Annotated in this window: 21 protein-coding genes; 12 read left to right on the forward strand and 9 right to left on the reverse strand. The window is 65.7% G+C overall.

The window, feature by feature from the left end:
* Positions 1-71: 71 nt before the first annotated feature.
* From U1708_RS11225 to U1708_RS11255, 7 genes are all read left to right on the forward strand, one after another.
* On the forward strand, positions 72-494 hold the full coding sequence (locus U1708_RS11225) for a Fur family transcriptional regulator (RefSeq protein ID WP_056047123.1): 423 nt from the start codon (positions 72-74) through the stop codon (positions 492-494).
* 43 nt (positions 495-537) lie between these two features.
* Positions 538-1,215, forward strand: a complete 678-nt coding sequence (locus tag U1708_RS11230) for a lysophospholipid acyltransferase family protein (protein ID WP_332745661.1) — start codon at positions 538-540, stop codon at positions 1,213-1,215.
* Positions 1,216-1,533: 318 nt separating this feature from the next.
* Positions 1,534-2,850, forward strand: coding sequence for a tRNA (N6-isopentenyl adenosine(37)-C2)-methylthiotransferase MiaB (gene miaB, locus U1708_RS11235; RefSeq protein ID WP_332745663.1), 1,317 nt, complete (start codon positions 1,534-1,536; stop codon positions 2,848-2,850).
* Positions 2,851-3,273: 423 nt separating this feature from the next.
* On the forward strand, positions 3,274-4,278 hold the full coding sequence (locus tag U1708_RS11240; protein WP_132737677.1) for a PhoH family protein: 1,005 nt from the start codon (positions 3,274-3,276) through the stop codon (positions 4,276-4,278).
* A 115-nt stretch (positions 4,279-4,393) separates the two neighbouring features.
* Complete coding sequence (gene ybeY / locus U1708_RS11245) at positions 4,394-4,903, forward strand: rRNA maturation RNase YbeY (RefSeq protein WP_332745668.1); 510 nt, start codon at positions 4,394-4,396, stop codon at positions 4,901-4,903.
* 8 nt (positions 4,904-4,911) lie between these two features.
* Positions 4,912-5,811 (forward strand): hemolysin family protein, encoded by a 900-nt coding sequence (locus U1708_RS11250; RefSeq protein WP_332745670.1) that lies wholly within the window; start codon positions 4,912-4,914, stop codon positions 5,809-5,811.
* A gap of 117 nt (positions 5,812-5,928) precedes the next feature.
* On the forward strand, positions 5,929-7,257 hold the full coding sequence (locus U1708_RS11255; RefSeq protein WP_332745672.1) for a PQQ-dependent sugar dehydrogenase: 1,329 nt from the start codon (positions 5,929-5,931) through the stop codon (positions 7,255-7,257).
* Between the two features lie 206 nt (positions 7,258-7,463).
* Here U1708_RS11255 and U1708_RS11260 read toward each other — a convergent pair whose 3' ends face one another.
* Both U1708_RS11260 and U1708_RS11265 read right to left on the reverse strand, forming a co-directional pair.
* Positions 7,464-7,661, reverse strand: coding sequence for a putative signal transducing protein (locus U1708_RS11260; protein WP_056057596.1), 198 nt, complete (start codon positions 7,659-7,661; stop codon positions 7,464-7,466).
* Positions 7,658-8,218: a pyridoxamine 5'-phosphate oxidase family protein gene (locus U1708_RS11265; RefSeq protein WP_332745675.1), complete on the reverse strand. Its 561-nt coding sequence runs from the start codon at positions 8,216-8,218 to the stop codon at positions 7,658-7,660. Before U1708_RS11265 ends, U1708_RS11260 begins: the two co-directional genes overlap by 4 nt.
* Positions 8,219-8,267: 49 nt before the next feature.
* Between U1708_RS11265 and U1708_RS11270 the strand changes: the two genes are divergently transcribed.
* Together U1708_RS11270 and U1708_RS11275 are read left to right on the forward strand one after the other, a co-directional pair.
* On the forward strand, positions 8,268-8,513 hold the full coding sequence (locus U1708_RS11270) for a type II toxin-antitoxin system CcdA family antitoxin (RefSeq protein WP_332745677.1): 246 nt from the start codon (positions 8,268-8,270) through the stop codon (positions 8,511-8,513).
* Positions 8,513-8,809: a CcdB family protein gene (locus tag U1708_RS11275; protein ID WP_332745679.1), complete on the forward strand. Its 297-nt coding sequence runs from the start codon at positions 8,513-8,515 to the stop codon at positions 8,807-8,809. Before U1708_RS11270 ends, U1708_RS11275 begins: the two co-directional genes overlap by 1 nt.
* A gap of 3 nt (positions 8,810-8,812) precedes the next feature.
* Here U1708_RS11275 and tldD read toward each other — a convergent pair whose 3' ends face one another.
* Both tldD and U1708_RS11285 read right to left on the reverse strand, forming a co-directional pair.
* Entirely contained in the window at positions 8,813-10,240 is a 1,428-nt protein-coding gene (gene tldD / locus U1708_RS11280) for a metalloprotease TldD (protein WP_332745681.1), read from the reverse strand.
* 18 nt (positions 10,241-10,258) lie between these two features.
* Positions 10,259-10,492, reverse strand: coding sequence for a zinc-finger domain-containing protein (locus U1708_RS11285; RefSeq protein WP_332745684.1), 234 nt, complete (start codon positions 10,490-10,492; stop codon positions 10,259-10,261).
* Between the two features lie 273 nt (positions 10,493-10,765).
* Here U1708_RS11285 and U1708_RS11290 point away from each other — a divergent pair, with 273 nt between their 5' ends.
* The 3 genes from U1708_RS11290 (at position 10,766) to U1708_RS11300 (ending at position 14,493) form a co-directional block, all read left to right on the forward strand.
* Positions 10,766-11,689: an ABC transporter ATP-binding protein gene (locus U1708_RS11290; RefSeq protein WP_332745685.1), complete on the forward strand. Its 924-nt coding sequence runs from the start codon at positions 10,766-10,768 to the stop codon at positions 11,687-11,689.
* On the forward strand, positions 11,686-13,263 hold the full coding sequence (nadB, locus tag U1708_RS11295) for an L-aspartate oxidase (RefSeq protein WP_332745687.1): 1,578 nt from the start codon (positions 11,686-11,688) through the stop codon (positions 13,261-13,263). The genes U1708_RS11290 and nadB overlap by 4 nt, the downstream gene beginning before the upstream one ends.
* Before the next feature lie 117 nt (positions 13,264-13,380).
* Entirely contained in the window at positions 13,381-14,493 is a 1,113-nt protein-coding gene (locus tag U1708_RS11300; protein WP_332745689.1) for a serine hydrolase, read from the forward strand.
* Positions 14,494-14,628: 135 nt separating this feature from the next.
* Here U1708_RS11300 and U1708_RS11305 read toward each other — a convergent pair whose 3' ends face one another.
* The 5 genes from U1708_RS11305 to hflK form a co-directional block, all read right to left on the reverse strand.
* A complete protein-coding gene (locus U1708_RS11305) occupies positions 14,629-15,873 on the reverse strand; it encodes a M20 metallopeptidase family protein (protein ID WP_332745691.1) in 1,245 nt (414 codons plus the stop codon).
* Positions 15,874-16,046: 173 nt separating this feature from the next.
* Positions 16,047-17,690 carry a helicase HerA-like domain-containing protein gene (locus tag U1708_RS11310; protein WP_332745693.1) on the reverse strand — a complete coding sequence of 548 codons (1,644 nt, stop codon included), beginning with the start codon at positions 17,688-17,690 and terminating at the stop codon, positions 16,047-16,049.
* A gap of 109 nt (positions 17,691-17,799) precedes the next feature.
* Positions 17,800-19,356 carry a Do family serine endopeptidase gene (locus U1708_RS11315; protein WP_332745695.1) on the reverse strand — a complete coding sequence of 519 codons (1,557 nt, stop codon included), beginning with the start codon at positions 19,354-19,356 and terminating at the stop codon, positions 17,800-17,802.
* Between the two features lie 101 nt (positions 19,357-19,457).
* On the reverse strand, positions 19,458-20,324 hold the full coding sequence (gene hflC, locus U1708_RS11320; RefSeq protein ID WP_332745697.1) for a protease modulator HflC: 867 nt from the start codon (positions 20,322-20,324) through the stop codon (positions 19,458-19,460).
* On the reverse strand, positions 20,321-21,454 hold the full coding sequence (gene hflK / locus U1708_RS11325; protein WP_332745699.1) for a protease modulator HflK: 1,134 nt from the start codon (positions 21,452-21,454) through the stop codon (positions 20,321-20,323). The genes hflC and hflK overlap by 4 nt, the downstream gene beginning before the upstream one ends.
* Positions 21,455-21,523 lie beyond the last annotated feature (69 nt).

Here is a 21,523-nt window from a genome sequence, read left to right on the forward strand (position 1 = left end):
TTATTGCGAGTCACTATCCCTTTTCGCAACAGCGCGAACGCCCTACATGGCACTGAACGAGGGAATGACACATGCCGCGCAAGATCGATCTGGAAGCACTCTGCAACGAGAAGGGCCTGCGCATCACCGAGCAGCGCCGCGTCATCGCACGCGTGCTGTCCGAGGCGGACGACCATCCCGACGTCGAGAAGGTCTATGAACGCGCCTCGCAGATCGACCCGGGCATCTCGATCGCGACGGTCTACCGCACCGTCCGCCTGTTCGAGGAAGCCGGCATTCTCGACCGCCACGATTTCGGCGACGGCCGCGCGCGCTACGAACCCGCGCCCGAAGCGCATCACGATCACCTGATCGACGTCGAGAGCGGCAAGGTCATAGAATTCGTCGATCCCGAACTCGAGCAGTTGCAGAAGGCGATCGCGGAGAAACTCGGCTTCCGCCTGGTCGATCACCGCATGGAACTCTACGGCGTCGCCCTCACCCGCAAGGACTGACGCGATCGGCCGGATACGCCTCGGCGCGCGCCTGGCTGCGCTAGTGCTGGCTCTGGTTCTGGCGCTGCCGTTGCATGGAGCGTGGCGACTGTTCGGGCGGAGGTCGCCATGGCCACCACGCTTCCTGGGGCTGGTCGCGCGGATCGTCGGCGCCAGAGCCCGCGTCGAGGGCACGCCGCTCCGCCACGACGTCGTCTTCGTCTCGAATCATCTGAGCTGGATCGACATCCTGCTCCTGTCCGGCGCGACCGGCAGCGCGTTCGTCGCAAAATCCGAACTTCGCAGCGCCCCGCTGGTCGGCTGGCTCTGCACGCTAAACCACACCATCTTCGTCAGCCGCGCCGACCGCATGGCCGTAACCGCCCAGATCGCCCAGATCCGCGACGCGCTGGCGGCAGACTGGCCCGTCACCCTCTTCCCCGAAGGCACGACGGGAGACGGCGTTACCCTGCTTCCCTTCAAGGCCGCGCTGCTGGCCGCGCTCGACCCGCCCCCGCCGGGCGTGAAAGTCCAACCCGTCCGCATCGACTATGGCACCGCGACGAGCGAACTCGCCTGGGTCGGCGACGAACCCGGCCAACACCACGCCGCCCGCGTCCTGAAGCGCAAAGGCAGCTTCGTAGCAACGCTGCACTTCGCCGAACCCTTCGACCCAGCGGAATACGGCGACCGAAAAGCCATAGCCGCCGAAGCAAGGCGCCGCATGGAAGCGCTGGCCTAACTTGTTTCCCCGCGAAGGCGGGGATCCAGACTGGACTCCCGCCTTCGCGGGAGAACAAGAGCGCGCACCGCCTCCCAAACAGAGGAACACTACCCCGGCGAAAACACCACCCCGGCGAAGGCCGGGGCCCAATTGGGGGACGATGCTGGTGAAGGCATGCGCTCCGTTACTACTACCTTTCCAATTGGGCCCCGGCCTTCGCCGGGGTGGTGTATGATGCCGCGATAGTGCCTGATGCCGAGAAGGTGCCTGATACTGGTGAGGACACCCTAACAACGCCCCCTCCCCCCACGCGCCGAAATTTGGTACGCCCCCCCCATGTCCCCTCCCAAAACCTTCCACGTAAAATCCTTCGGCTGCCAGATGAACGTCTACGACGGCGAGCGCATGGCCGAACTGATGGCCGCCCAGGGCCTCACGCAAGCCGACGCGGTCGACGCCGACGTCGTCGTCCTCAACACCTGCCACATCCGCGAACGCGCCACCGAAAAGGTCTATTCGGACATCGGTCGCCTGCGGAAGGACCAGCGCCGCAAGTCCGGCAAGACGCCGATGATCGCCGTCGCCGGCTGCGTCGCGCAGGCGGAGGGCGAGGAGATCTTCACCCGCGCCAAGGTCGACATCGTCGTCGGCCCGCAAGCCTATCACAACCTCCCCGACCTCGTCGCAAAGGCGGCCGCCGGCACGCCCTCGCTCGACACCGACATGCCGCTATTGTCGAAGTTCGGCGCACTCCCCGCCCGCCGGAAGGTCGCACCGTCGGCGTTCCTGACCGTGCAGGAAGGCTGCGACAAGTTCTGCACCTACTGCGTCGTCCCTTACACGCGCGGCGCCGAGATCAGCCGCCCGTTCGCAGCGATCGTCGACGAAGCGAAGGCGCTGGTGGACGCCGGCGCGCGCGAAATCACGCTGCTTGGCCAGAACGTCAACGCCTGGTCCGAGAATGAGCGCGGCCTCCACGACCTCATCCGCGACCTCGACCGCATCCCCGGCCTCGCGCGCATCCGCTACACCACCAGCCACCCCAACGACATGACGCAGGGCCTGATCGACGCGCACCGCGACATCGAGAGCCTGATGCCGTTCCTCCACCTCCCCGTGCAGTCCGGCAGCGACCGAGTCCTGAAGGCGATGAACCGCAGCCACACCCGCGACTCCTACCTCCGCCTGCTCGACCGCGTCCGCGAAGTCCGCCCAGACATCGCGCTGTCGGGCGACTTCATCGTCGGCTTCCCCGGCGAGACTGATGCCGAGTTCGAGGACACGCTGAGCCTCGTCGACGCGGTCGGCTATGCGCAGGCCTACAGCTTCAAATACAGCCCCCGCCCCGGCACGCCTGCGGCATCGATCGTCGAGCAGGTCCCGGAATCGGTCATGGACGAACGCCTCCAGCGCCTCCAGGCAGCGCTCAACCGCGACCAGCACGCCTTCAACGCCGCCACCGTCGGCCGCACCTGCACGGTCCTGCTCGAACGCGCGGGAAAACTCCCCGGCCAGCTGATCGGCAAGTCCCCCTGGCTGCAATCGGTCCACCTGCTCGGCAACCACGCGATCGGCGACCTGGTAGAGGTGACGCTGGCCGCCGCTGGCCCCAATTCGCTGACCGGCGTGGAGCGCGTCCGCGAGGCGGCTTAGTTCGCCACTTCCCCGCCCCCTACCACCCCGGCGAAGGCCGGGGCCCGATTGGGGGACGGAAATAACGACGGACGGTCCCTGATTACATCGACCTTTCCAATTGGGCCCCGGCCTTCGCCGGGGTGGCACAGGTTTTGGTTCAATTACCGCGCCTACTCGACATTTCGCTGATTTACGTGCGCCCACGTGAGGCTTTCAGGCAATGCCTCCCGGCCTTCCCGCAAACCCCAAAAGATTACCCTATCCCCCACCCCAATCCCCTGCCACACTCGCCGGCGATGCAGTTGCGCCCGCGCGATCCGATGCTCTTCCGACCCGCCGTCGCGACGCGGGTTGAACGTCGCCGCCCCGCTCCTCATCTTCCTTCCAAAGGTTACGGTTCGACGCTTCCAGGCGTAACCTTTGACACCTCGAAAGGACCGTATGAGCCGTAAACCCGTTCCCGCCCAGTCCGGTGACCGCGCCCGAGTCGAACTGCTGTTCGACAAGCCCCAATTGCTCGTCCGGCTGTTCGGCCAGTACGACCAGAACCTGGTAGCGCTCGAGAATCGCCTCGGCGTCTACATCACCGCACGAGGGAACAAGATCGGCCTGGAGGGCACCGCCGAACAGGTCGCCAAGGCCCGCGACGTGCTCCACGATCTCTACGCCCGCATCCAGCGCGGAGAGGACGTCGACACCGGCTTGGTGGACGCCTCGATCGCGATGGCCGACGAGCCCGTGCTGGAGGGCATCATCCGCGCCGATGCCGGCGGCGGTGGCGCACCCCCGATCATGATCCGTACGCGCAAGAAGACGATCGTCCCGCGCACCCCGGCGCAGGCGCACTACATGCGCGAGCTCGCCAACAACGACATGATCTTCGCGCTCGGGCCGGCAGGGACGGGCAAGACCTATGTCGCCGTCGCGCAGGCGGTGCAGCAGCTCATCACCGGCAGCGTCCAGCGCCTCATCCTGTCACGCCCTGCAGTCGAGGCGGGCGAACGTCTCGGCTTCCTCCCCGGCGACATGAAGGAGAAGGTCGATCCCTACCTCCGCCCGCTCTACGACGCGCTCTACGACTGCCTCCCCGCCGAGCAGGTCGAACGCCGCATCGCATCGGGCGAGATCGAGGTCGCCCCGATCGCCTTCATGCGCGGCCGCACGCTCGCCGACGCGTTCGTGATCCTCGACGAGGCACAGAATACCACCCCCGCGCAGATGAAGATGTTCCTCACCCGCTTCGGCCAGAACAGCCGCATGGTGATCTGCGGCGACCCGAAGCAGGTCGACATCCCCGGCGGTGTCGCAGCCTCTGGTCTCGCGGATGCCGTCACCCGGCTGGAGGGGGTGGAGAGCATCTCGATGTGCCGCTTCACCGTCGGCGACGTCGTCCGCCATCCGATCGTCGGCCGCGTCGTCGCGGCCTACGAAGGTACCGATGCTTGATGCTCGGGATTTGACGCGGCAATAAGCGATCATCCCCGAGATCGGTAACGCGCACGTGGTCCTTCTAGATCGCGTGCGCGTTACCAATTCGGTCCACATATGCCCGAGGCGAACTATGATTGTAGTCGAGCTTTCCCAAGAATCGCCCTGGCCCGACCATGACTGGGACGCGCTCGCCCTGCGCGCCGCGACGGCAGCGATCGAGCGGACGCCCCACGGTGAACTGCTGACCGGTGCTGCGACCGTCGAGATCTCGATCCGGCTCGCGTCTGACGACGAGGTCCACACGCTCAACAACCAGTATCGCCAGAAGGACAAGCCGACCAACGTCCTGTCCTTCCCGATGGTCCAGTCCGACCTGCTCGCCACGATCAGCCAGAATTCGGACGATGGCGAAGTCCTGCTCGGCGACATCATCCTCGCGCACGGCGTCTGCGTGGCCGAGGCTGCCGAACGCAATATCTCGGTCGAGGATCACGCGATGCATCTGATGGTGCACGGTACGCTGCATCTGCTAGGCTATGATCACATCGACGACGACGAGGCCGATGGCATGGAGCAGATCGAACGCGACGCGCTCGCTGCACTCGGCCTACACGACCCCTATTTGATAACAGAGGACTGACGACCACGATGGCCGATGGCCCCAATGCCGGAAACGGCGATAGTACCGACAGTATCTGGCGCGGGCTGAAAGGCCTGATCTTCGGTACCCCCGACGAATCGCTGCGGGATCAGTTGGAGGACGCGATCGACCGGCACGAGGGCGATCCCGCTCCCGATGCGGTCGGCGATCTCACCCCGCTCGAACGCCAGATGGTGCGCAACCTGCTGCATTTCGGCGAACGCGATGCCGGCGACGTCGGTGTGCCGCGCGCCGATATCGTCGCGGTCGAGGAAGACACCAGCTTCGCCAACTTGGTCCAGCTCTTCGCGGAGGCCGGTCACAGCCGCCTGCCGGTGTACCGCGAAAAGCTCGATACGATCATCGGCATGGTCCACATCAAGGATGTCTTCAACATCCTCGCCACGGGTGCGGAACACCCTGCGTCGATCGCAGACCTGATCCGCGAGCCACTTTACGTCCCCATGTCGCGAGGCGCGCTCGATCTGCTGGCCGACATGCGTCAGAAGCGAGTCCATCTCGCGGTCGTCCTCGACGAATATTTCGGTACCGAAGGGCTCGTCACGATCGAGGACCTGATCGAGGAAATCGTCGGCGATATCGAGGACGAGCATGACGACGCACCGGAAGCGTTGCTCGTCCCGATCGACGGCGGCGCATGGGACGCCGACGCGCGCGCGGAATTGGAAGACGTCGCGGAACTGATCGACGCGCGTCTCGCGGAAGCGGACGGCGATGTCGACACGCTCGGTGGGCTCGCGGCGTTGCTCGCCGGGCACGTGCCGCAGATCGGCGAATGCGTCGATCACCCCAGCGGCTGGAGGTTCGAGATCACCGAGGCCGACGAACGGCGCATCAACCGCCTTCGCCTGCACCCTCCGGTTGTTCCGATCGAGGAGGACGACTGACGCCGCCCCGGTGATGGCTGGGTAATGGCCGGGAAATGGCTCGCTAATGGATCGTCGGGCTCTGAACGATGATCCATTTCCATTGCCCCGGCCCGACCTCCGCTCTAACTTCGCGTCATGCGCAAACACATCCTTATCGTCCTCGGACTGATCCTGCTCGTGATCGCGGCGGGCGTCACCTATGTCGCGTGGCCCGACACCGCCGAATTGTCGGTCGAGCAGGTCGCGGGCAAGCTGCCCAAGATCACCGATCCCCGCATCCAGACGATCCCGACCGTCAAGGTCGCAAAGGTCGTCGGATGGCAGAACGGCGCGATGCCGACCCCTGCCGCCGGGCTGAAGGTCCAGCCGTTCGCGACCGGGCTCGACCACCCGCGCTGGATGTACCGCCTGCCCAATGGCGACGTGCTGGTTGCCGAGACCAATTCGCCCCCGCGCGAGGGTGGCGGGATTACCGGCTGGGTGATGAAGGTGCTGATGGGTCGCGCCGGGGCGGGCGTGCCCTCGGCGAACCGCATCACGCTGCTGCGCGACGCGAACGGCGACGGCGTGGCGGAGACGAAGTCGGTGTTCATGACCGGGCTCAACTCGCCCTTCGGCATGACCCTGCTCGACGGCCAGCTCTACATCGGCAACACCGACGCGCTCGTCCGCGTCCCCTACACCGACGGCGCAACCAAGATCGCCGCCAAGCCCGAACTTGTCATTAAACTCAACCCCGCCGGCAACCACTGGGCCCGCAACGTCATCACCGCAGCGGACGGCAAGACGCTGTACGTAAGCGTCGGATCGTCGTCGAACATCGCCGAGAACGGCATGGACGCGGAGAAATACCGCGCCAATATCCTGCAGGTTTGGCCGAAGGACAAGAACTGGCGGATCTACGCCGCCGGTCTGCGCAACCCCAACGGCATGGCGATCAACCCCAGTTCGGGCGGCCTGTGGACGGTCGTGAACGAGCGCGACCAGCTCGGCTCCGATCTCGCACCCGACTACCTGACCCAGGTCGAGTTCGGCGATCACTTCGGCTGGCCTTGGTATTATTGGGGCGGCTATCCCGACACGCGAGTCGAGCCGAAGAACCCGGCGTTGCAGCAATATTCGAAGCGTCCGGACTACGCGCTTGGACCGCATGTCGCGGCACTGGGCCTGACTTTCTCGGCCGACGCCAAGCTCGGCGATCGCTTCGCCAATGGCGCGTTCGTTGGCGAGCACGGCTCGTGGAACCGCAAGCCGGTATCGGGCTACAAGGTCGTCTACATACCCTTTGGCGACACTGGCTTCCCGACGGCGAACGTGAAGCCGGTCGACGTGCTGGGCGGGTTCCTCAACAGGGACGGCGACGCGCAGGGCCGCCCGGTCGGCGTCATCACCGACAAGACCGGCGGTCTGCTGGTCGCCGACGACGTCGGCAACGCGATCTGGCGGGTCAGCGCGGGGGGCTGATTTGGCGGGGCGGGGTGTTGGCCCTCCCCCTTCTAAATCTGCGCGACGGGCATCCAGTTCCTCGTCATTCCCGCGCAGGCAGGGATTCCATATACTCAAGCGCTAGCGACCAAGTCGGGAGCTTTGCCAATATGGGTTCCCGCCTGCGCGGGAATGACATTGCGGGCGTAGCGCGACGCATTCTTACGAACGCCCAACGCACTCGCTCACCCAGCCAAAATTCCCCGCGCCTCGTCGAGATCATCCTCGTCAACCATGACGCGCACGGGGATCAGCAGCCAGCTCCCCTCCATGATCGACATCCCGCCGTCGAACGCGATCGCCGGAATGCCTTCGCTCTCGAGCCGCCCGACGATGATATGCGCTTCGTTCCGACCGTATCGCCCCAGTTCGACCAGGCTCATGCGCCGGCCCGGTCCGGCAGGACGGTCGCGAGCCGCACCGGCAACCCGTCGATGCTCGCGGTCGGCCCCGCCAGTTCCTCGATCCGTTCGGCCTCGGTCTGTTTCGCGTGATATTTCGACAGCGTCTGCCGCTCGCGATCGAGCGTCATGAACGGCACGCCCCACCCGCAACTCGTCTGCACCTCGTCGACATCGATCACGAAGATCTGCCGCGTACCCGGCAACGGCGTGAACCGCGCATACAACTCGGCCCAACCCTCGTCCTGCGGCAGCACGGCACGACCCTTGCCATAGATCCGGAAGATCAGCGCGGGCTGGTCGAACGCGCAGAACATGATCGTGATGCGTCCGTCCGCGCCCAGATGCGCGTTCGTCTCGTTGCCCGACCCACCGACGTCGAGATACGCGACCGTCTTCGCATCGAGCACGCGGAAACTGTCCATACCCTTGGGACTAAGGTTGATCCGCGCATCCTCAGCGGCCGTCGCGACGAAGAACACCGGCTGCCGGGCAACGAACGCACGATGCTCGTCGGTGAGCGCGGGAAAGAAGTCCATCGTTCGGCTCCGAATTGACGCGCGACATGTACGCGCATACTCTGTGCGCATGAGACATGATCCTATCGCCACCGGCAAGCGCAAATCCGTGAATCTGTCGCTCGATACCGGTATCGTTGCAGCAGCGCGCGAAGCGGGGATTAATCTGTCGCAGGTCAGCGAAGTCGCGATCCGCGCCGCGGCGAAGCGCGTGCAGGAAGAGAAATGGCGCAGCGAGCATCGGGACTGGATCGCGGCGAACAACGCCTGGATCGAGGAGAATGGCCTGCCGCTCGATCGATATCGATTGGCTTGATGGCGCGCTTCGACGTCTACGCTGCCCCCGAAGGAGGGTATTGGCTCGACTGCCAGTCCAACTTGCTGTCGGACCTGAACAGTCGTTTCATCGTGCCTCTCCGATTGTATGCCGAGGCACCTGGTGGAGATCGACGGTTAAACCCGGTCTTCGCAATTCACGGCACCGAATACGTCATGCAGACGCACCTAGCAGCTGCGATTTCGGTAAAACTGCTGTCAAAGCCAACCACGTCACTGGTCGACCATGAATACCGTATCGGCAGCGCGATCGACATGCTCACAGGAAGTTACTGAAGGCTAAGCCGCCGTCCCGCCGACCGTGAGTCCATCGACCAGCAACGTCGGTTGCCCAACGCCGGCCGGGACCGACTGTCCGCCCTTGCCACACATCCCGATTCCCTCGTCGAGCGCGAAGTCGTTGCCGATCCCGCGCACCCTGGTCAGCGAGCTCGGACCATCGCCGATCAGCGTTGCGCCCTTGATCGGCGCACCGAGCTTGCCGTCCTCGATCAGATACGCCTCGGTGCAACTGAAAACGAACTTGCCCGACACGATGTCGACCTGACCGCCGCCGAACGCCTTGGCGAAGATACCCTTCTTGACGCGCGACAGTAGCTCGGCGGGATCGTCGTTGCCGGCCTTCATGAAGGTGTTCGTCATCCGCGGCATCGGCGCATGCGCGTAACTCTCGCGACGACCGTTGCCGGTCGCCTCGACACCCATCAGCCGCGCGTTCAGCCGGTCCTGCATATAGCCCTTCAGGATGCCATCCTCAATCAACACGGTCTCGCGCGTCGGCGTGCCCTCGTCGTCGATCGTCAGCGATCCGCGGCGATCCTGCAGCGAGCCGTCGTCGACCACGGTGACGCCCTCCGCTGCAACGCGCTCGCCGATCCGCCCCGAGAACGCCGACGTCCCCTTGCGGTTGAAATCGCCCTCGAGCCCGTGACCGATCGCCTCGTGCAGCAGGATCCCGGGCCAGCCATTGCCGAGCAGCACGGTCATCTCGCCCGCCGGCGCGGCGATCGATTCCAGGTTCACCAACGCCTGCGATAGAGCCTCGTCGATCGCGCGGTTGTACGTCGCGGGCTCGAACAGGTCGTTATAGAGATAGCGACCGCCGATCCCATAACTGCCCGTCTCGCGGCGGCCGTTCTGCTCGGCGACGATCGAGACGTTGAGGCGGACCAATGGGCGCACGTCGGTGGCGACGAAACCATCGGCGCGGACGACCTCGACCACCGACCACGTCCCCGACAGGCTGACCGACACCTGCGCGACGCGCGGATCGCGGGCGCGGGCGGCGGCGTCGATCGTCTGGCACAGGTTCACCTTGTCGGCGAACGGGACCAAGTCGAGCGGGTCGGCGGCGGTGTAGCGGTGGCGGTTGGTGCCCTGCGGCGGACCGGCCTTCGCGGCGATGCCGGGCTCGATCAGCGCCATCGTCTCGGCGGCGCGACGGATTGCGGCGGGTGTCATCTCGTTCGAATGCGCGAACGCGGTCATCTCGCCCGAGACCGCGCGCAGGCCGAAACCCGAACTCGTATCGTAGGAGGCTGTCTTCAGCCGGCCATCGTCGAACCCGAACGCCTCGGCCTTGCGATATTGCAGGTAAAGCTCGCCGTCATCGGCCTTGTCGAGCGCCTTGGCGGTCAGCGCCTGCGCCTGTTCGGGGTCCAGGGTATCGCGGTAGAGGAACGAACGGGGGTCTGCTGCTATCGTCATCCGATAGATATAAGGGGCTTAGCGCCCTGCGCCATCCCCGTGATCGCGCAATGTCGACTGGTCCGCGCCATCGGCCGGTCCGCCGGCGAGGACGAAGCGCCGGTCGCAATAGCCGCAATCGACATAGCCGGTCTCGTCGATCTGCAACCAGACGCGTGGGTGGCCGAGTGCCGCACCGCCGGGAATGTCGGTGGCGCCATCGCAGGCGACGCGGGCGTGGGTGACGCGGGTGGTTTCGAGCGGCGGATGCATGCGCGGTCGATAGCAAGGGCGCGCGGGCCGGGCAATTGGTTCTTCGGCGCGATCAAGAAGGAAGAATGGGTTCACGCGGAGGCGCGGAGACGCGGAGGTGTTACGCTTGTCGCAAAGCGACTTTTCCAACCACCTTTGGCGAAGCAGAAGTAATGTCTCCCGACCGACGGGCTGGATGCGACACCTCCGCGTCTCCGCGCCTCCGCGTGAACAAAACTTCTTTGCAACGCCGGAGGGGATGACCAGCCCCGCCCGCCCCGCTATGCCGCAGCCATGACCGAAGCTGCGATCGCCATCTCGAATCTCTGCAAGACCTACGCCGGCGGCAAGCGCGCGCTGGACGGCGTCACGTTCGACGTCCCCCGTGGCCAGATCTTCGGGCTACTCGGCCCCAACGGCGCGGGAAAGTCGACGCTGATCAACATCCTCGCGGGCCTCGTCAACAAGACCGACGGCAGCGCCGCGATCTGGGGATTCGACATCGACGAGCACCCGCGGAACGCCAAGGCGTCGATCGGGATCGTCAACCAGGAGATCCTGTTCGATCCCTTCTTCTCGCCGTTCGAGACGCTGGAGATCCAGGCCGGGCTCTACGGCGTGCCCAAGGCGAAGCGCCGCACGATGGAACTGCTCCGCGCGGTGCATCTGGAGGACAAGGCGCACGCCTATGCCCGTACGCTGTCGGGCGGCATGAAGCGTCGCCTGATGGTGGCGAAGGCGATGGTCCACTCGCCCCCCGTCCTCGTCCTCGACGAGCCCACCGCGGGCGTCGACATCGAGCTTCGCCAGCAGCTCTGGACCTATGTCCGCAGCCTCAACCAAGCCGGTGTGACCGTGGTACTCACCACGCATTATCTCGAGGAAGCCGAAGAACTCTGCGACCGGATCGCGATCATCAACAACGGCCGCCTGATCGCCAACGAGCCGACGCGCGAACTGGTCGGCAAGGCGCAAGAAAAGATTGTCGCCGTCACCGTCGACCGCGACGTGACCGATGTCCCCGCCAACGCCTGCTTCCAGAAGATCGCGCTCAAGGGCAATCGCACGCTGGAAATCACCTACAAGAAGGACCGGGTGAACGCCGGCGAAGTCCTGGCCGCGATCCAGTCCGGCGGCTTCGGCATCGTCGACGTCTCGACCAAGGAGCCCGACCTGGAAGACGTCTTCCTCAGCCTGACCCGCGCTGCCAACGCATGACGAGCGACATCCTGATCGTCGGCTCGGGCGCTGCAGGGCTGACCGCGGCGCTCAACCTCGCCGACCGCTTCAAGGTCACGGTGTTAGCGAAGGGCGCGCTCAACGAAGGCTCGACCGCCTGGGCGCAGGGCGGGATCGCCGCCGTGCTGGAGCCCGGTGACACGTTCGAGAACCATGTCGAGGACACGATGGTCGCCGGCGCAGGCCTCAACGACCGCGCGGTCGTCGAGATGGTCGTCGAAGGTGCCCCCGCCGCGATCGAGCGCCTGACGCATCTCGGCGTGCCGTTCGAAACCGAAGGCAACGCCCTGCACCTGACCCGCGAAGGCGGGCACAGTCATCGCCGCATCGTCCACGTCGCCGACGCGACCGGCTGGGCGGTGCAGGAGGCGTTGCAGAAGGCCGCGGAAGCGCATCCGAACATCACCCTCGTCCCCGACCAGATCGCGATCGACCTCGCCACCGGCCGTCACGAGGAACGCTATTCGGGCTCGGGCAACGTCTGGGGCGTCTACGCGGTCGACCGCAAGACCGAGCGCGTGGCCCTCTACACCGCGCGCGCGACGATCCTCGCGACCGGCGGCGCCGGCCGCACCTATCTGTTTTCGACCGCTCCCCGCGGCGCGACCGGAGACGGCATCGCGATGGCGTGGCGCGCCGGTGCGCGTGTCTCCAACATGGAGATGATGCAGTTCCACCCAACCTGCCTCTACAATCTCGAGGTCAAGAATTTCCTGATCACCGAGGCGGTGCGCGGCGAGGGCGGGCGGCTGATCAATCCATCGACCGGCAAGCGCTTCATGACCTATTACGACCCCGCACGGATGGAACTCGCGCCGCGCGATATCGTCGCGCGCGCGATCGATGCCGAGATCAAGCGCTATGGCCTGGACTATGTCCATCTCGACATCAGCCACATGCCCGCCGACTTCATCCGCCACCATTTCCCGAATATCCACGAGAAGCTCCTGACGGTCGGTATCGACATGACCACGCAGCCGATCCCGGTCGTCCCCGCGCAGCATTACACGTGCGGCGGCATCGTCATCGACGAACACGGCAAGACCGACCTCCCCGGCCTGTACGCGGCGGGCGAGTGCACCGAGTCCGGCCTGCACGGCGCCAATCGCCTCGCGTCCAATTCGCTGCTCGAATGCTTCGTGTTCGGCGAGGCTGCAGCGGACAACATCGCCGCGAGTTGGGACAAGCTTCCCCCACCCCCACCGATCCGCCCCTGGGACGAAAGCCGCGTCACCGATTCGGACGAGGAAGTCGTGATTAAGCAGACCTGGACCGAAATCCGCCGCTTCATGTGGAATTACGTCGGCATCGTCCGCACCACCAAGCGGCTCGAACGCGCCAAGCACCGCATCGAGCTGCTCAACGACGAAGTCGCGGAGTATTACCAGCATTTCCGCGTCACGCCCGACCTGATCGAGCTCCGCAACCTGCTCCAGACCGCCGAGCTGATCGTCCGGTCCGCGTTGCACCGGCATGAAAGCCGAGGACTGCATTTCACGCTCGACTACCCCGATACGCTGCCCGACGCGGTCGATACGGTTCTCGTTCCCTGAAGCCACCGCGACTCGGCGCACCCTCAGCGCGCTTCGTCGCAGTAGGCCGCGCATGCTGTTTCGCCGGGCCGATCAACGGATAAGGGTCGGTGCTCCAGTGCAGGGCATCAATCCATCATGACATCGGCGAGTGCGTTCAAGCGACTTCTGGCAACTACGCTGTTCGGCGTGGTGCTTGCCGGTTGCGGATCGGCGTCGCGACCGAGCCCGCCTGCGGTCGTTCCGATGCATCAGGCCGAAGGTTTCCTCTCAATCCCGGTACCGCCGCCGTTACCGCGGACGCCTCGACCCGCGCCGGCCAGCCTGGTCAACGCGATCTCCGAATTGCAGAGCGGGTTCCAGGGCAAGGCGGGCATCGCGGTACGCGCGGTCGACGATGGCTGGACGGTCGAGGCCGGTGGGCGTCAGTTGCTTCCGCAACAGTCGGTCAGCAAGCTCTGGGTCGCGCTTACGGTGATGGACCTGCGCGATCAGGGCAAGATCCGCCTCGACGAACCGATCGTCGTGCGTCCTCAGGATCTGACGCTGTTTCATCAGCCGATCGCGATGCTGGTCAAGGGCGACGGGTATCGCACTACCGTCGGTGAATTGCTGACCCGCGCGCTGACGCATAGCGACAATACCGCGAACGACCGGCTGCTAACGCGTGTCGGCGGGCCGTCCGCGGTACGGTCGATGATCACGCGCAAGCAGTTGGGCGCGATCCGGTTCGGGCCAGGCGAGCGGATGTTGCAGAGCGGCACCGCGGGGCTGGTCTGGCAGCCGTCCTATGCCGTCAATGGCGGATTCATGACGGCTCGCAATCGACTGTCGCCGGCCGTGCGCGAGGCTGCTCTGAACGCGTATGTCCGCAATCCGCCCGACGGCGCGGCGCCGATCGCGATCGCCGACGCAATTTCGCGGCTGGCGAAGGGCGATCTCTTGTCGGAAACCTCGACCAAGATCCTGCTCGATACGATGGGCCGTTCGGTTACCGGCCGCGCCCGCCTGCGCGCCTCGCTCCCCGGCGGCTGGCAGATCGCGCACAAGACCGGCACCGGCCAGGACCTCGGCCGCCGCAACGCCGGCTTCAACGACGTGGGCCTCCTCACCGCACCGGACGGTCGCCGCTACGCGATCGCGGTGATGATCGGGGATACCATCCGCCCCATGCCCGAACGCCAGCGGCTGATCCAAGCGGCAGCGGCGGCGGTCGCGAACTACGCGGGCAAAACGCGGCCGATAAGCTGAGATCCGTTCCTGCTCCCCTCCCTGAAAGGGAGGGGTTGGGGGTGGGTCGGCCAGTTTGGTCCACCGCCGTTTGAAATATACGGAGGCCGACCCACCCCCTGCCCCTCCCTTCCAGGGAGGGGTGAGAAGACGCCCTCAGTCGAACCCGTTCGCCAGAAACCGCTCCGCCACCGCACAGTGCATCGCGATACCGTGCGCCATCACGCGCTCGTCGATCGTCATCTTCGTATTGTGGAGCGCCGGATTGGTGCGCGGATCGCTACCCTCGGGCGCCGCGCCGATAAAGGCCATCGCGCCCGGCAGCTTCTGAAGCACGTACGAGAAGTCCTCCGCGCCCATCATCGGCGGCATCACCTGATAGGCACCTTCGCCACCGATCGCGGTCGCGCACGCCTTCATCAGGTCGGTGGCACGCTCGTCGTTGACCGTCACCGGATAGCCCTCCTCGATCGTCGGCGTACCGACCGCACCGTGCGCCGCGGCGATACCCTCGACCATGCGAATGAACGCCGCACGGACTTGCTCCCGCGTGCGCTCCGACAACGTCCGCATCGTGCCGAGCATCTCGACGGTCGACGGAATGACGTTGTGCGCCGACCCTGCGTTGAGCTTCGTGATCGACAGCACCGCAGGGTCGGTCACCGCCACCTGCCGAGCGACATAGGTCTGCAAGGCCGTGACGATCTCGCAGGCGATCGGCAACGGATCGAGGCAGTCGTGTGGCATCGCGGCATGGCCACCGCGCCCGGTGATCGTCGCGCGCAACGTGTCGGTCGAAGCCATCAGCGTGCCCGCACGGCTGACGACATGACCCATCGGCATGTTGGGCGAGATGTGAAGCGCGAACCCAGCCTCGGGCAGCGGCGAGTCGAGCAGGCCGTCGGCGATCATGTGGCGCGCGCCGTGATGCCCCTCCTCGCCGGGCTGGAACATGAAGACGACCGTGCCGGGGAGCTCGTCGCGGCGCGCGCACAGTGCCTTGGCCGCGCCGACCAGCATCGCCGTGTGCGAGTCGTGCCCGCAGGCGTGCATCGCGCCGTCGATCTTCGAGGCGAACGGCAGGCCGGTTTCCTCCTGCATCGGCAGCGCGTCCATGTCGCCGCGCAACAATACCGTCCGCCCGTTACCCCCAGCAGTGCCGCCGCGCCCGCCACGTAGGATCGCGACGAAGCCGGTGGTGGAGGTGCCCTCGCGGATCTCCAGCGGAAGGCCGGCAAGCGCAGCCTTCACCTTGTCCGACGTGCGCGGGCAGTGGAGGCCGACTTCGGGGTCGGCGTGGATCGCACGACGGAGCGTAATCGCGTCGTCGAGGCCTTCCCCGCCGATGGCGGTCCAGTCGGTCGGGGCCCAGTCGGTGGTGGATTCGAAATCGAGGGACATGATGTGGTTCCTTGAATGACTTGACCGCCACCCCGGCGAAGGCCGGGGCCCAATTGGGAAGGTCGATGTAACGAAGCGCCGTCCGACGTTACCTCCGTCCCCCAACTGGGCCCCGGCCTTCGCCGGGGTGGTGTTTGTGTAGAGGGCAGCTCGCCCCCGATCATGGAGGCAGTCTACCCCCGGAACAGCCCGCCTAACACCCCGCGCAGGACCGTGCCGACCAAACCACCGCTCGACGACGACCGCCGCGACTTGGTGCCGAACACCTGCTTGCCGATCTCGTTCGCCACCTGACGACCGATCGAAGAACTCGCCGCGCGTGTCGCGGAGGTCGCCATCTTGGTCCAGGGCGAGTTCGCCGCCTCGCGGTCGGCTTCGCGTTGTTGGCGATCCGCCTCGCGCCGATCCGCAACCCGAGCGCGTTCCGCCTCTTTCGCCGCCTTCGCATCCGCCTTAGCCTGCGCCGCCGCAACCTTCTCCGCCTCGGTCGTCGCCTTCGCCTCGGCCGCAGCCGCGCTGGCCTCCAACGTCTTGGCGGCAAGCAGTTCCTCGGCCGACTCGCGATCGATCAGCGTGTCGTATTTCGCGCCGATCGCATCGGTCTCGATAATCACCTTCCGCTCGGCCGGCGTGATCGGCCCCACGCGCGAGGCTGGCGGCTTGATCAGCGTGCGCTCAACCGGGGTCGGCGCCCCGTCAGGCTGCAACAACGACACCAGCGCCTCGCCGACCTTCAGCTCGGTGATGATCGTCGCGACGTCGACGCCGGGGTTCGCGCGAAACGTCTCCGCCGCAGATCGCACCGCCGCCTGATCACGCGGCGTGAACGCGCGCAACGCATGCTGGACGCGGTTGCCGAGCTGCCCCGCCACCGTGTCGGGAACGTCGATCGGGTTCTGCGTGATGAAATACACGCCCACCCCCTTCGAGCGGATCAGCCGGACGACCTGTTCGATCTTCTCCAGCAGCGCCTTCGGGGCCTCGTCGAACAGCAGATGCGCCTCGTCGAAGAAGAAGCACAGTACCGGCTTGTCGGGATCGCCGACCTCGGGGAGGTGCTCGAACAGCTCGCTCATCAGCCACAGCAGGAACGTCGCGTACAGCTTCGGCGAGGCCATCAGCTTATCCGCGGCGAGAATGTTGACGATCCCCCGCCCCCTATCGTCGACGCCGATGAAGTCGTTCATCTCCAGCGCCGGCTCGCCGAAGAAATTCTCCGCACCCTGCGTGCGCAGCTGGAGCAGCGAGCGCTGGATCGCGCCGATCGACTGCTTCGAGACGTTGCCGTACGTCACCGTCAGCTCGTCCGCACGGCCGGCGCATTCGGTCAGCATCGCCTGGAGATCGTCGAGGTCGATCAGCAGCAGCCCGTCCTTGTCGGCGACGTGGAAGGCGATCGTCAGCACGCCCTCCTGCACCTCGTTCAGGTCCATCAGCCGCGACAGCAGCAACGGGCCCATCTCGCTGATCGTGGTGCGGATCGGATGCCCCTGCTCGCCGAACAGATCCCAGAACTGCACGGGATTGTCGGCATAGGCCCAGCTATCGTCACCGATCGCCTTGGCCCGCTCGGCAAACGTCGCATGCGTCTTCGCGGTCGGCGAGCCAGCCATTGCGAGCCCCGACAGGTCGCCCTTCACGTCGGCGACGAAACACGGCACGCCGTTCGCGGAGAAGCCCTCGATGATCCCCTGCAACGTCACCGTCTTGCCGGTGCCGGTCGCCCCCGCGATCAGGCCGTGGCGGTTGGCGCGCTTCAGTTCCAGCGTCTGCGGCTTCCCGTCCACGCTCGCGCCGATGAAGATGCCGTCGCTCATGTTCTCGTCCTCTGTATCCGGAGCGGACCCTAACCTCGCGCCCCGCAAAGAAAAAGGACCGCCGCTCGGGTGAGCGACGGTCCTTTTTATCGATCGTGTCGGTCGTGAATTACTTGATCTTGACCGGCAGGAATTGCGCCGGGCCACGTCCACGCTTGACCTGCAACAGGACCTGCGGGCGACCGGCGGCCTTGGCGACATTGACCGCATTCTGAACGTCGACCGCAGTACGAACGGGCGTGCCGTTGACCGAGATGATGACGTCGCCACGCTTCAGCTTACCGAACGCATCGCTAGTCTGCGCGACCACGGCAATAACCACGCCCTGCGTGGTAGGCTCGACGCCGACCGCCTGCGCGATCGCCGGGGTCAGCGGCTGTACGCCGATCCCGAGCGCTGCGCCTGCCGTCGGTGCGGCCGGCGTTGCGGAATCATCACCGTCATCGCCGTCGTCGGTACCGAATCCCTGCGCATCGCCACCCAGCGTCGCGGCCAGCTTGTCGGCGCTCGGGCGCGGTACGACGACCACGTTGGCGACGACAGGCTTGCCGTTGCGCAGGATGTCGAGACGCGCCGTCTGACCGGGCTTCACGTTCGAGACGAGGTAGGACAGCGACTGGTCGACGGTCACGACCTGGCCGTTGACCTTGGTCACCACGTCGCCCGCCCGAACGCCGGCCTTTGCCGCCGGGCCACCGGCCGTCACGTCGTTGATCAGTTCGCCCTGGTTCTTGGCGATGCCGAGTGCCGCAGCGGTATCCTCGTTGATCGTGCCGCCCGGCTGCAGCTGGACGCCGATATAGCCGCGCTCGATCGTGCCACCCTTCATGAAGGTAGCGATGATCGGCTTGGCGACGGCTGCGGGGATCGCAAAGCCGATGCCGATATTGCCGCCCGACTGACTGAAGATCTGCGAGTTCACGCCGATCACGTTGCCGTTCAGATCAAACATCGGACCACCCGAGTTGCCCTGGTTGATCGAAGCATCGGTCTGGATGAAGCGGTCATACGCACCGCCCTGGCCGGTAACCCGGTTGATCGCCGAGACGATGCCCGCGGTCACGGTGCCGCCGAGGCCGAACGGCTCGCCGATCGCGACGACCCAGTCGCCGACACGCGCGCCGTTCGAATCGCCGAACTTCACGAACGGCAGGTTCGCCGCATCGATCTTCAGCAATGCGAGATCGGATTCCTGATCCTTGCCGATGACCTTGGCGACATATTCCTTCTTGTCGCTGAGCGTCACGGTGATCGAATCGACCGTCGCACCCTGCGCGCCCGGCGAGATCACGTGGTTGTTCGTGACGACATAGCCGTCCGGCGAAATCAGAAAGCCCGAGCCGAGCGAGGCGCCTTCGCGCTTCACCGGGGGGGCGCCCGGAGCACCGCCGCCCATGCCGCCGAACAGGTCGCCGAACGGCGTGCCCGCGAACGGATTGGCCTGCTGCTTCTGGACGATCGTCTGCTTGGTCGAGATGTTGACGACCGCAGGCTGGAGCCGCGCGACCATGTCCGCGAAGCTCATCGGCGCGCCGGGTTTCGGCGAGACGGCCTGGATCGCACCGGGTTCGTTCTGAGCGACCTGCGCGCCGCTGGGCTGGAGCGCGAGCGTCGCGGTCGCGCCGCCGAGGAGAAGAGCACTGGTAATGGCGTAGGCGTAACGCACTAGATGTTGTCCTCTCGTTTCATCAATCGAAACAGGTATCCCGTAGGGACGCCGTTCTGAACAATGCTTGAATATGAACGGGGTTCAAAGGTTCCGCAGGCTCAACGCCCGCGGCCTTCGAATTCCCTCAGATAACTGTTGTTCGGCGAAAGAATGATCGAGGTCGATCCTTCGGGTGCCGGACCGCCATCCGCGCCGAACGTGTGCCGATACGACTGCATCGCACGGTAGAAGTCGTAGAAATCGGCGTCCTTGCCGAAGCTCTCGGCATAGATCTTCGCTGAATCCGCATCGGCCTGCGCACGAACAATCTGCGCCTGCTTCTGGCCCTCGGCACGGATCGTGATCGCCTCCTGCTGACGCGCGCTCGACATGCGCTTGAGCGCGCTTTCGAGCGGCAGGCCGACGGGGAGGTTCGCCTGCTTGATCCGGACGTCTACGATCTCGACGCCATACTGGCTGGCGACGCGCTGGAGGCCCTTCTGGATGTTGTCCATCAGTTCGGACCGCTCCGGGCTCAGCAGTTCGACGAAGCGCCGCTTGCCGAGTTCGTTGCGCAGCGCCGAACCGAGGATCGGACGAAGCTGATCTGGGATCCGGTCCTCGCTGCCGACCGCGTTACGCATTTTCCGCGGATCGACGATCCGGTAGCGGGCGTACGCATCGACCTCAAGCCGCAGCTGGTCGGTCGACAGCACCAACGTGTTGTCGAGCTCCAGATCCTGCACGCGCTTGTCGATCCAGACGATCCGGTCGACGAACGGGATGCGGGCGATCAGGCCGGCACCGGTCTGGCCGAACGCGGTGTTGGGCTGCCAGGCGTTGACCGTACGGATCGGCTGGCCAAAGCGCAGGATCACCGCCTGCTTCGTCTCGGGCACGATCGAGAACGTCGCTGCGGCCAAGATCACCAGCAGCAGCGCGACAATCCCGGCCACGATCGGGTTGCGGAAACTCACGGCGTTCACTGGGCAGCTCCAGACTGGGGGGCAGCCGATGCCGCAGCAGGCGCTGGCGTCGACTGGACAGCCTCCGGGTTCGGCAAGCGCTTGGCGTTCGACAACGGCAGGTACGGCACCACCCCGCCCGGCGTCTCGACGATCGTCTTGTCGCTCTTGGCGAGCACCGCCTCCATCGTCTCGTAATACATCCGTCGGCGAGTCACTTCGGGCGCGAGCCGATACTGCTCGTAGACCTTGTCGAACGACGCGGCCTCACCCTGCGCACGGGCCACGACCTGCTGCGCGTAGGAGCGCGACTGGTTGAGGTTGGCAATCGCCTCCTGCTGCGCGGCGGTCACGGCGTTGAAGTCCTCGACGATCCGCGCGGGTGCCGCGGCCTGCTTGATCGCGACGCCCTGGATGCGGACGCCCGACTTATAGTCGTTGAGGATCTGCTGCGTCATCTCCGCGACGCGCTGTTCGATCACCGTACGACCCGTACCGATCGCCTGATCCAGCGTAGTCGTCGCAACCACCGCACGCATCGCGCTCTCGGCAGCGGCGCGGACGGTCGCGTTCGGCTCGGCAAGCTGGAACACGTAATCGCGCGGATCGGCGATGTCCCAGCGGACCGAATACGCGAGGTCGATGATGTTCTGGTCGCCGGTCAGCGTCAGGTTCTCGCCATCGCCGACGGGAAAGTTGTCGGTGCGGATCTTCTGCACGTCGACCACCGTCACGTCGGCGATCGGCGCAGGCATCGTCAGGCGAACGCCCGGATCGAGCGTACCGGCATATTTGCCGAAATAGGTAACGACGCCGCGTTGCTGCGGGCCGATCTGGTGGATCGAGGTGAACAGGATCCAGACGACCAGAATGATCGCGACGCCGATCGCCCAGAGCGCGCGGGCATTGGCGCCCGACGGCAGCCCGCCGAAGCCGCCATTGCCGCCGCCCCCGCCACCCGAGCCACGAGCCTTGCGCAGGAACTCGTCGAGCGCGGTCGGCTTGGCCGCAGGTTTGCGACCACCGGGCGGCAGTGCCCAGGGGTTGCGCGGGCCAGGGTTACCGTCGTCGCCCGAACCGCCCCAAGGGCCTTTCGGAGTTTCGGTGGCGAGGATATCGGGGCGCCGGAACCAGCGCGAGAAGATCGTCATACCAACCTTTATAGGTGTGCGGCGGCGGAAAAACAGTGCCAAGCGCCCTTAGCGGCCCTATCTGGCCAC

Origin of the sequence: Sphingomonas arabinosi (assembly GCF_036663715.1) — a bacterium.
In the GTDB taxonomy this organism is placed as follows: domain Bacteria; phylum Pseudomonadota; class Alphaproteobacteria; order Sphingomonadales; family Sphingomonadaceae; genus Sphingomonas.

What these genes read in the sequence shown, in the direction of transcription:
- U1708_RS11225 (WP_056047123.1), top strand. Translation starts at nt 72, where the DNA reads ATGCCGCGCAAGATCGATCTGGAAGCACTCTGCAACGAGAAGGGCCTG.
- miaB (WP_332745663.1), top strand. Translation starts at nt 1,534, where the DNA reads ATGTCCCCTCCCAAAACCTTCCACGTAAAATCCTTCGGCTGCCAGATG.
- U1708_RS11240 (WP_132737677.1), top strand. Translation starts at nt 3,274, where the DNA reads ATGAGCCGTAAACCCGTTCCCGCCCAGTCCGGTGACCGCGCCCGAGTC.
- ybeY (WP_332745668.1), top strand. Translation starts at nt 4,394, where the DNA reads ATGATTGTAGTCGAGCTTTCCCAAGAATCGCCCTGGCCCGACCATGAC.
- U1708_RS11250 (WP_332745670.1), top strand. Translation starts at nt 4,912, where the DNA reads ATGGCCGATGGCCCCAATGCCGGAAACGGCGATAGTACCGACAGTATC.
- U1708_RS11255 (WP_332745672.1), top strand. Translation starts at nt 5,929, where the DNA reads ATGCGCAAACACATCCTTATCGTCCTCGGACTGATCCTGCTCGTGATC.
- U1708_RS11260 (WP_056057596.1), bottom strand. Translation starts at nt 7,661, where the DNA reads ATGAGCCTGGTCGAACTGGGGCGATACGGTCGGAACGAAGCGCATATC.
- U1708_RS11265 (WP_332745675.1), bottom strand. Translation starts at nt 8,218, where the DNA reads ATGGACTTCTTTCCCGCGCTCACCGACGAGCATCGTGCGTTCGTTGCC.
- U1708_RS11270 (WP_332745677.1), top strand. Translation starts at nt 8,268, where the DNA reads ATGAGACATGATCCTATCGCCACCGGCAAGCGCAAATCCGTGAATCTG.
- U1708_RS11275 (WP_332745679.1), top strand. Translation starts at nt 8,513, where the DNA reads ATGGCGCGCTTCGACGTCTACGCTGCCCCCGAAGGAGGGTATTGGCTC.
- tldD (WP_332745681.1), bottom strand. Translation starts at nt 10,240, where the DNA reads ATGACGATAGCAGCAGACCCCCGTTCGTTCCTCTACCGCGATACCCTG.
- U1708_RS11285 (WP_332745684.1), bottom strand. Translation starts at nt 10,492, where the DNA reads ATGCATCCGCCGCTCGAAACCACCCGCGTCACCCACGCCCGCGTCGCC.
- U1708_RS11290 (WP_332745685.1), top strand. Translation starts at nt 10,766, where the DNA reads ATGACCGAAGCTGCGATCGCCATCTCGAATCTCTGCAAGACCTACGCC.
- nadB (WP_332745687.1), top strand. Translation starts at nt 11,686, where the DNA reads ATGACGAGCGACATCCTGATCGTCGGCTCGGGCGCTGCAGGGCTGACC.
- U1708_RS11300 (WP_332745689.1), top strand. Translation starts at nt 13,381, where the DNA reads ATGACATCGGCGAGTGCGTTCAAGCGACTTCTGGCAACTACGCTGTTC.
- U1708_RS11305 (WP_332745691.1), bottom strand. Translation starts at nt 15,873, where the DNA reads ATGTCCCTCGATTTCGAATCCACCACCGACTGGGCCCCGACCGACTGG.
- U1708_RS11310 (WP_332745693.1), bottom strand. Translation starts at nt 17,690, where the DNA reads ATGAGCGACGGCATCTTCATCGGCGCGAGCGTGGACGGGAAGCCGCAG.
- hflK (WP_332745699.1), bottom strand. Translation starts at nt 21,454, where the DNA reads ATGACGATCTTCTCGCGCTGGTTCCGGCGCCCCGATATCCTCGCCACC.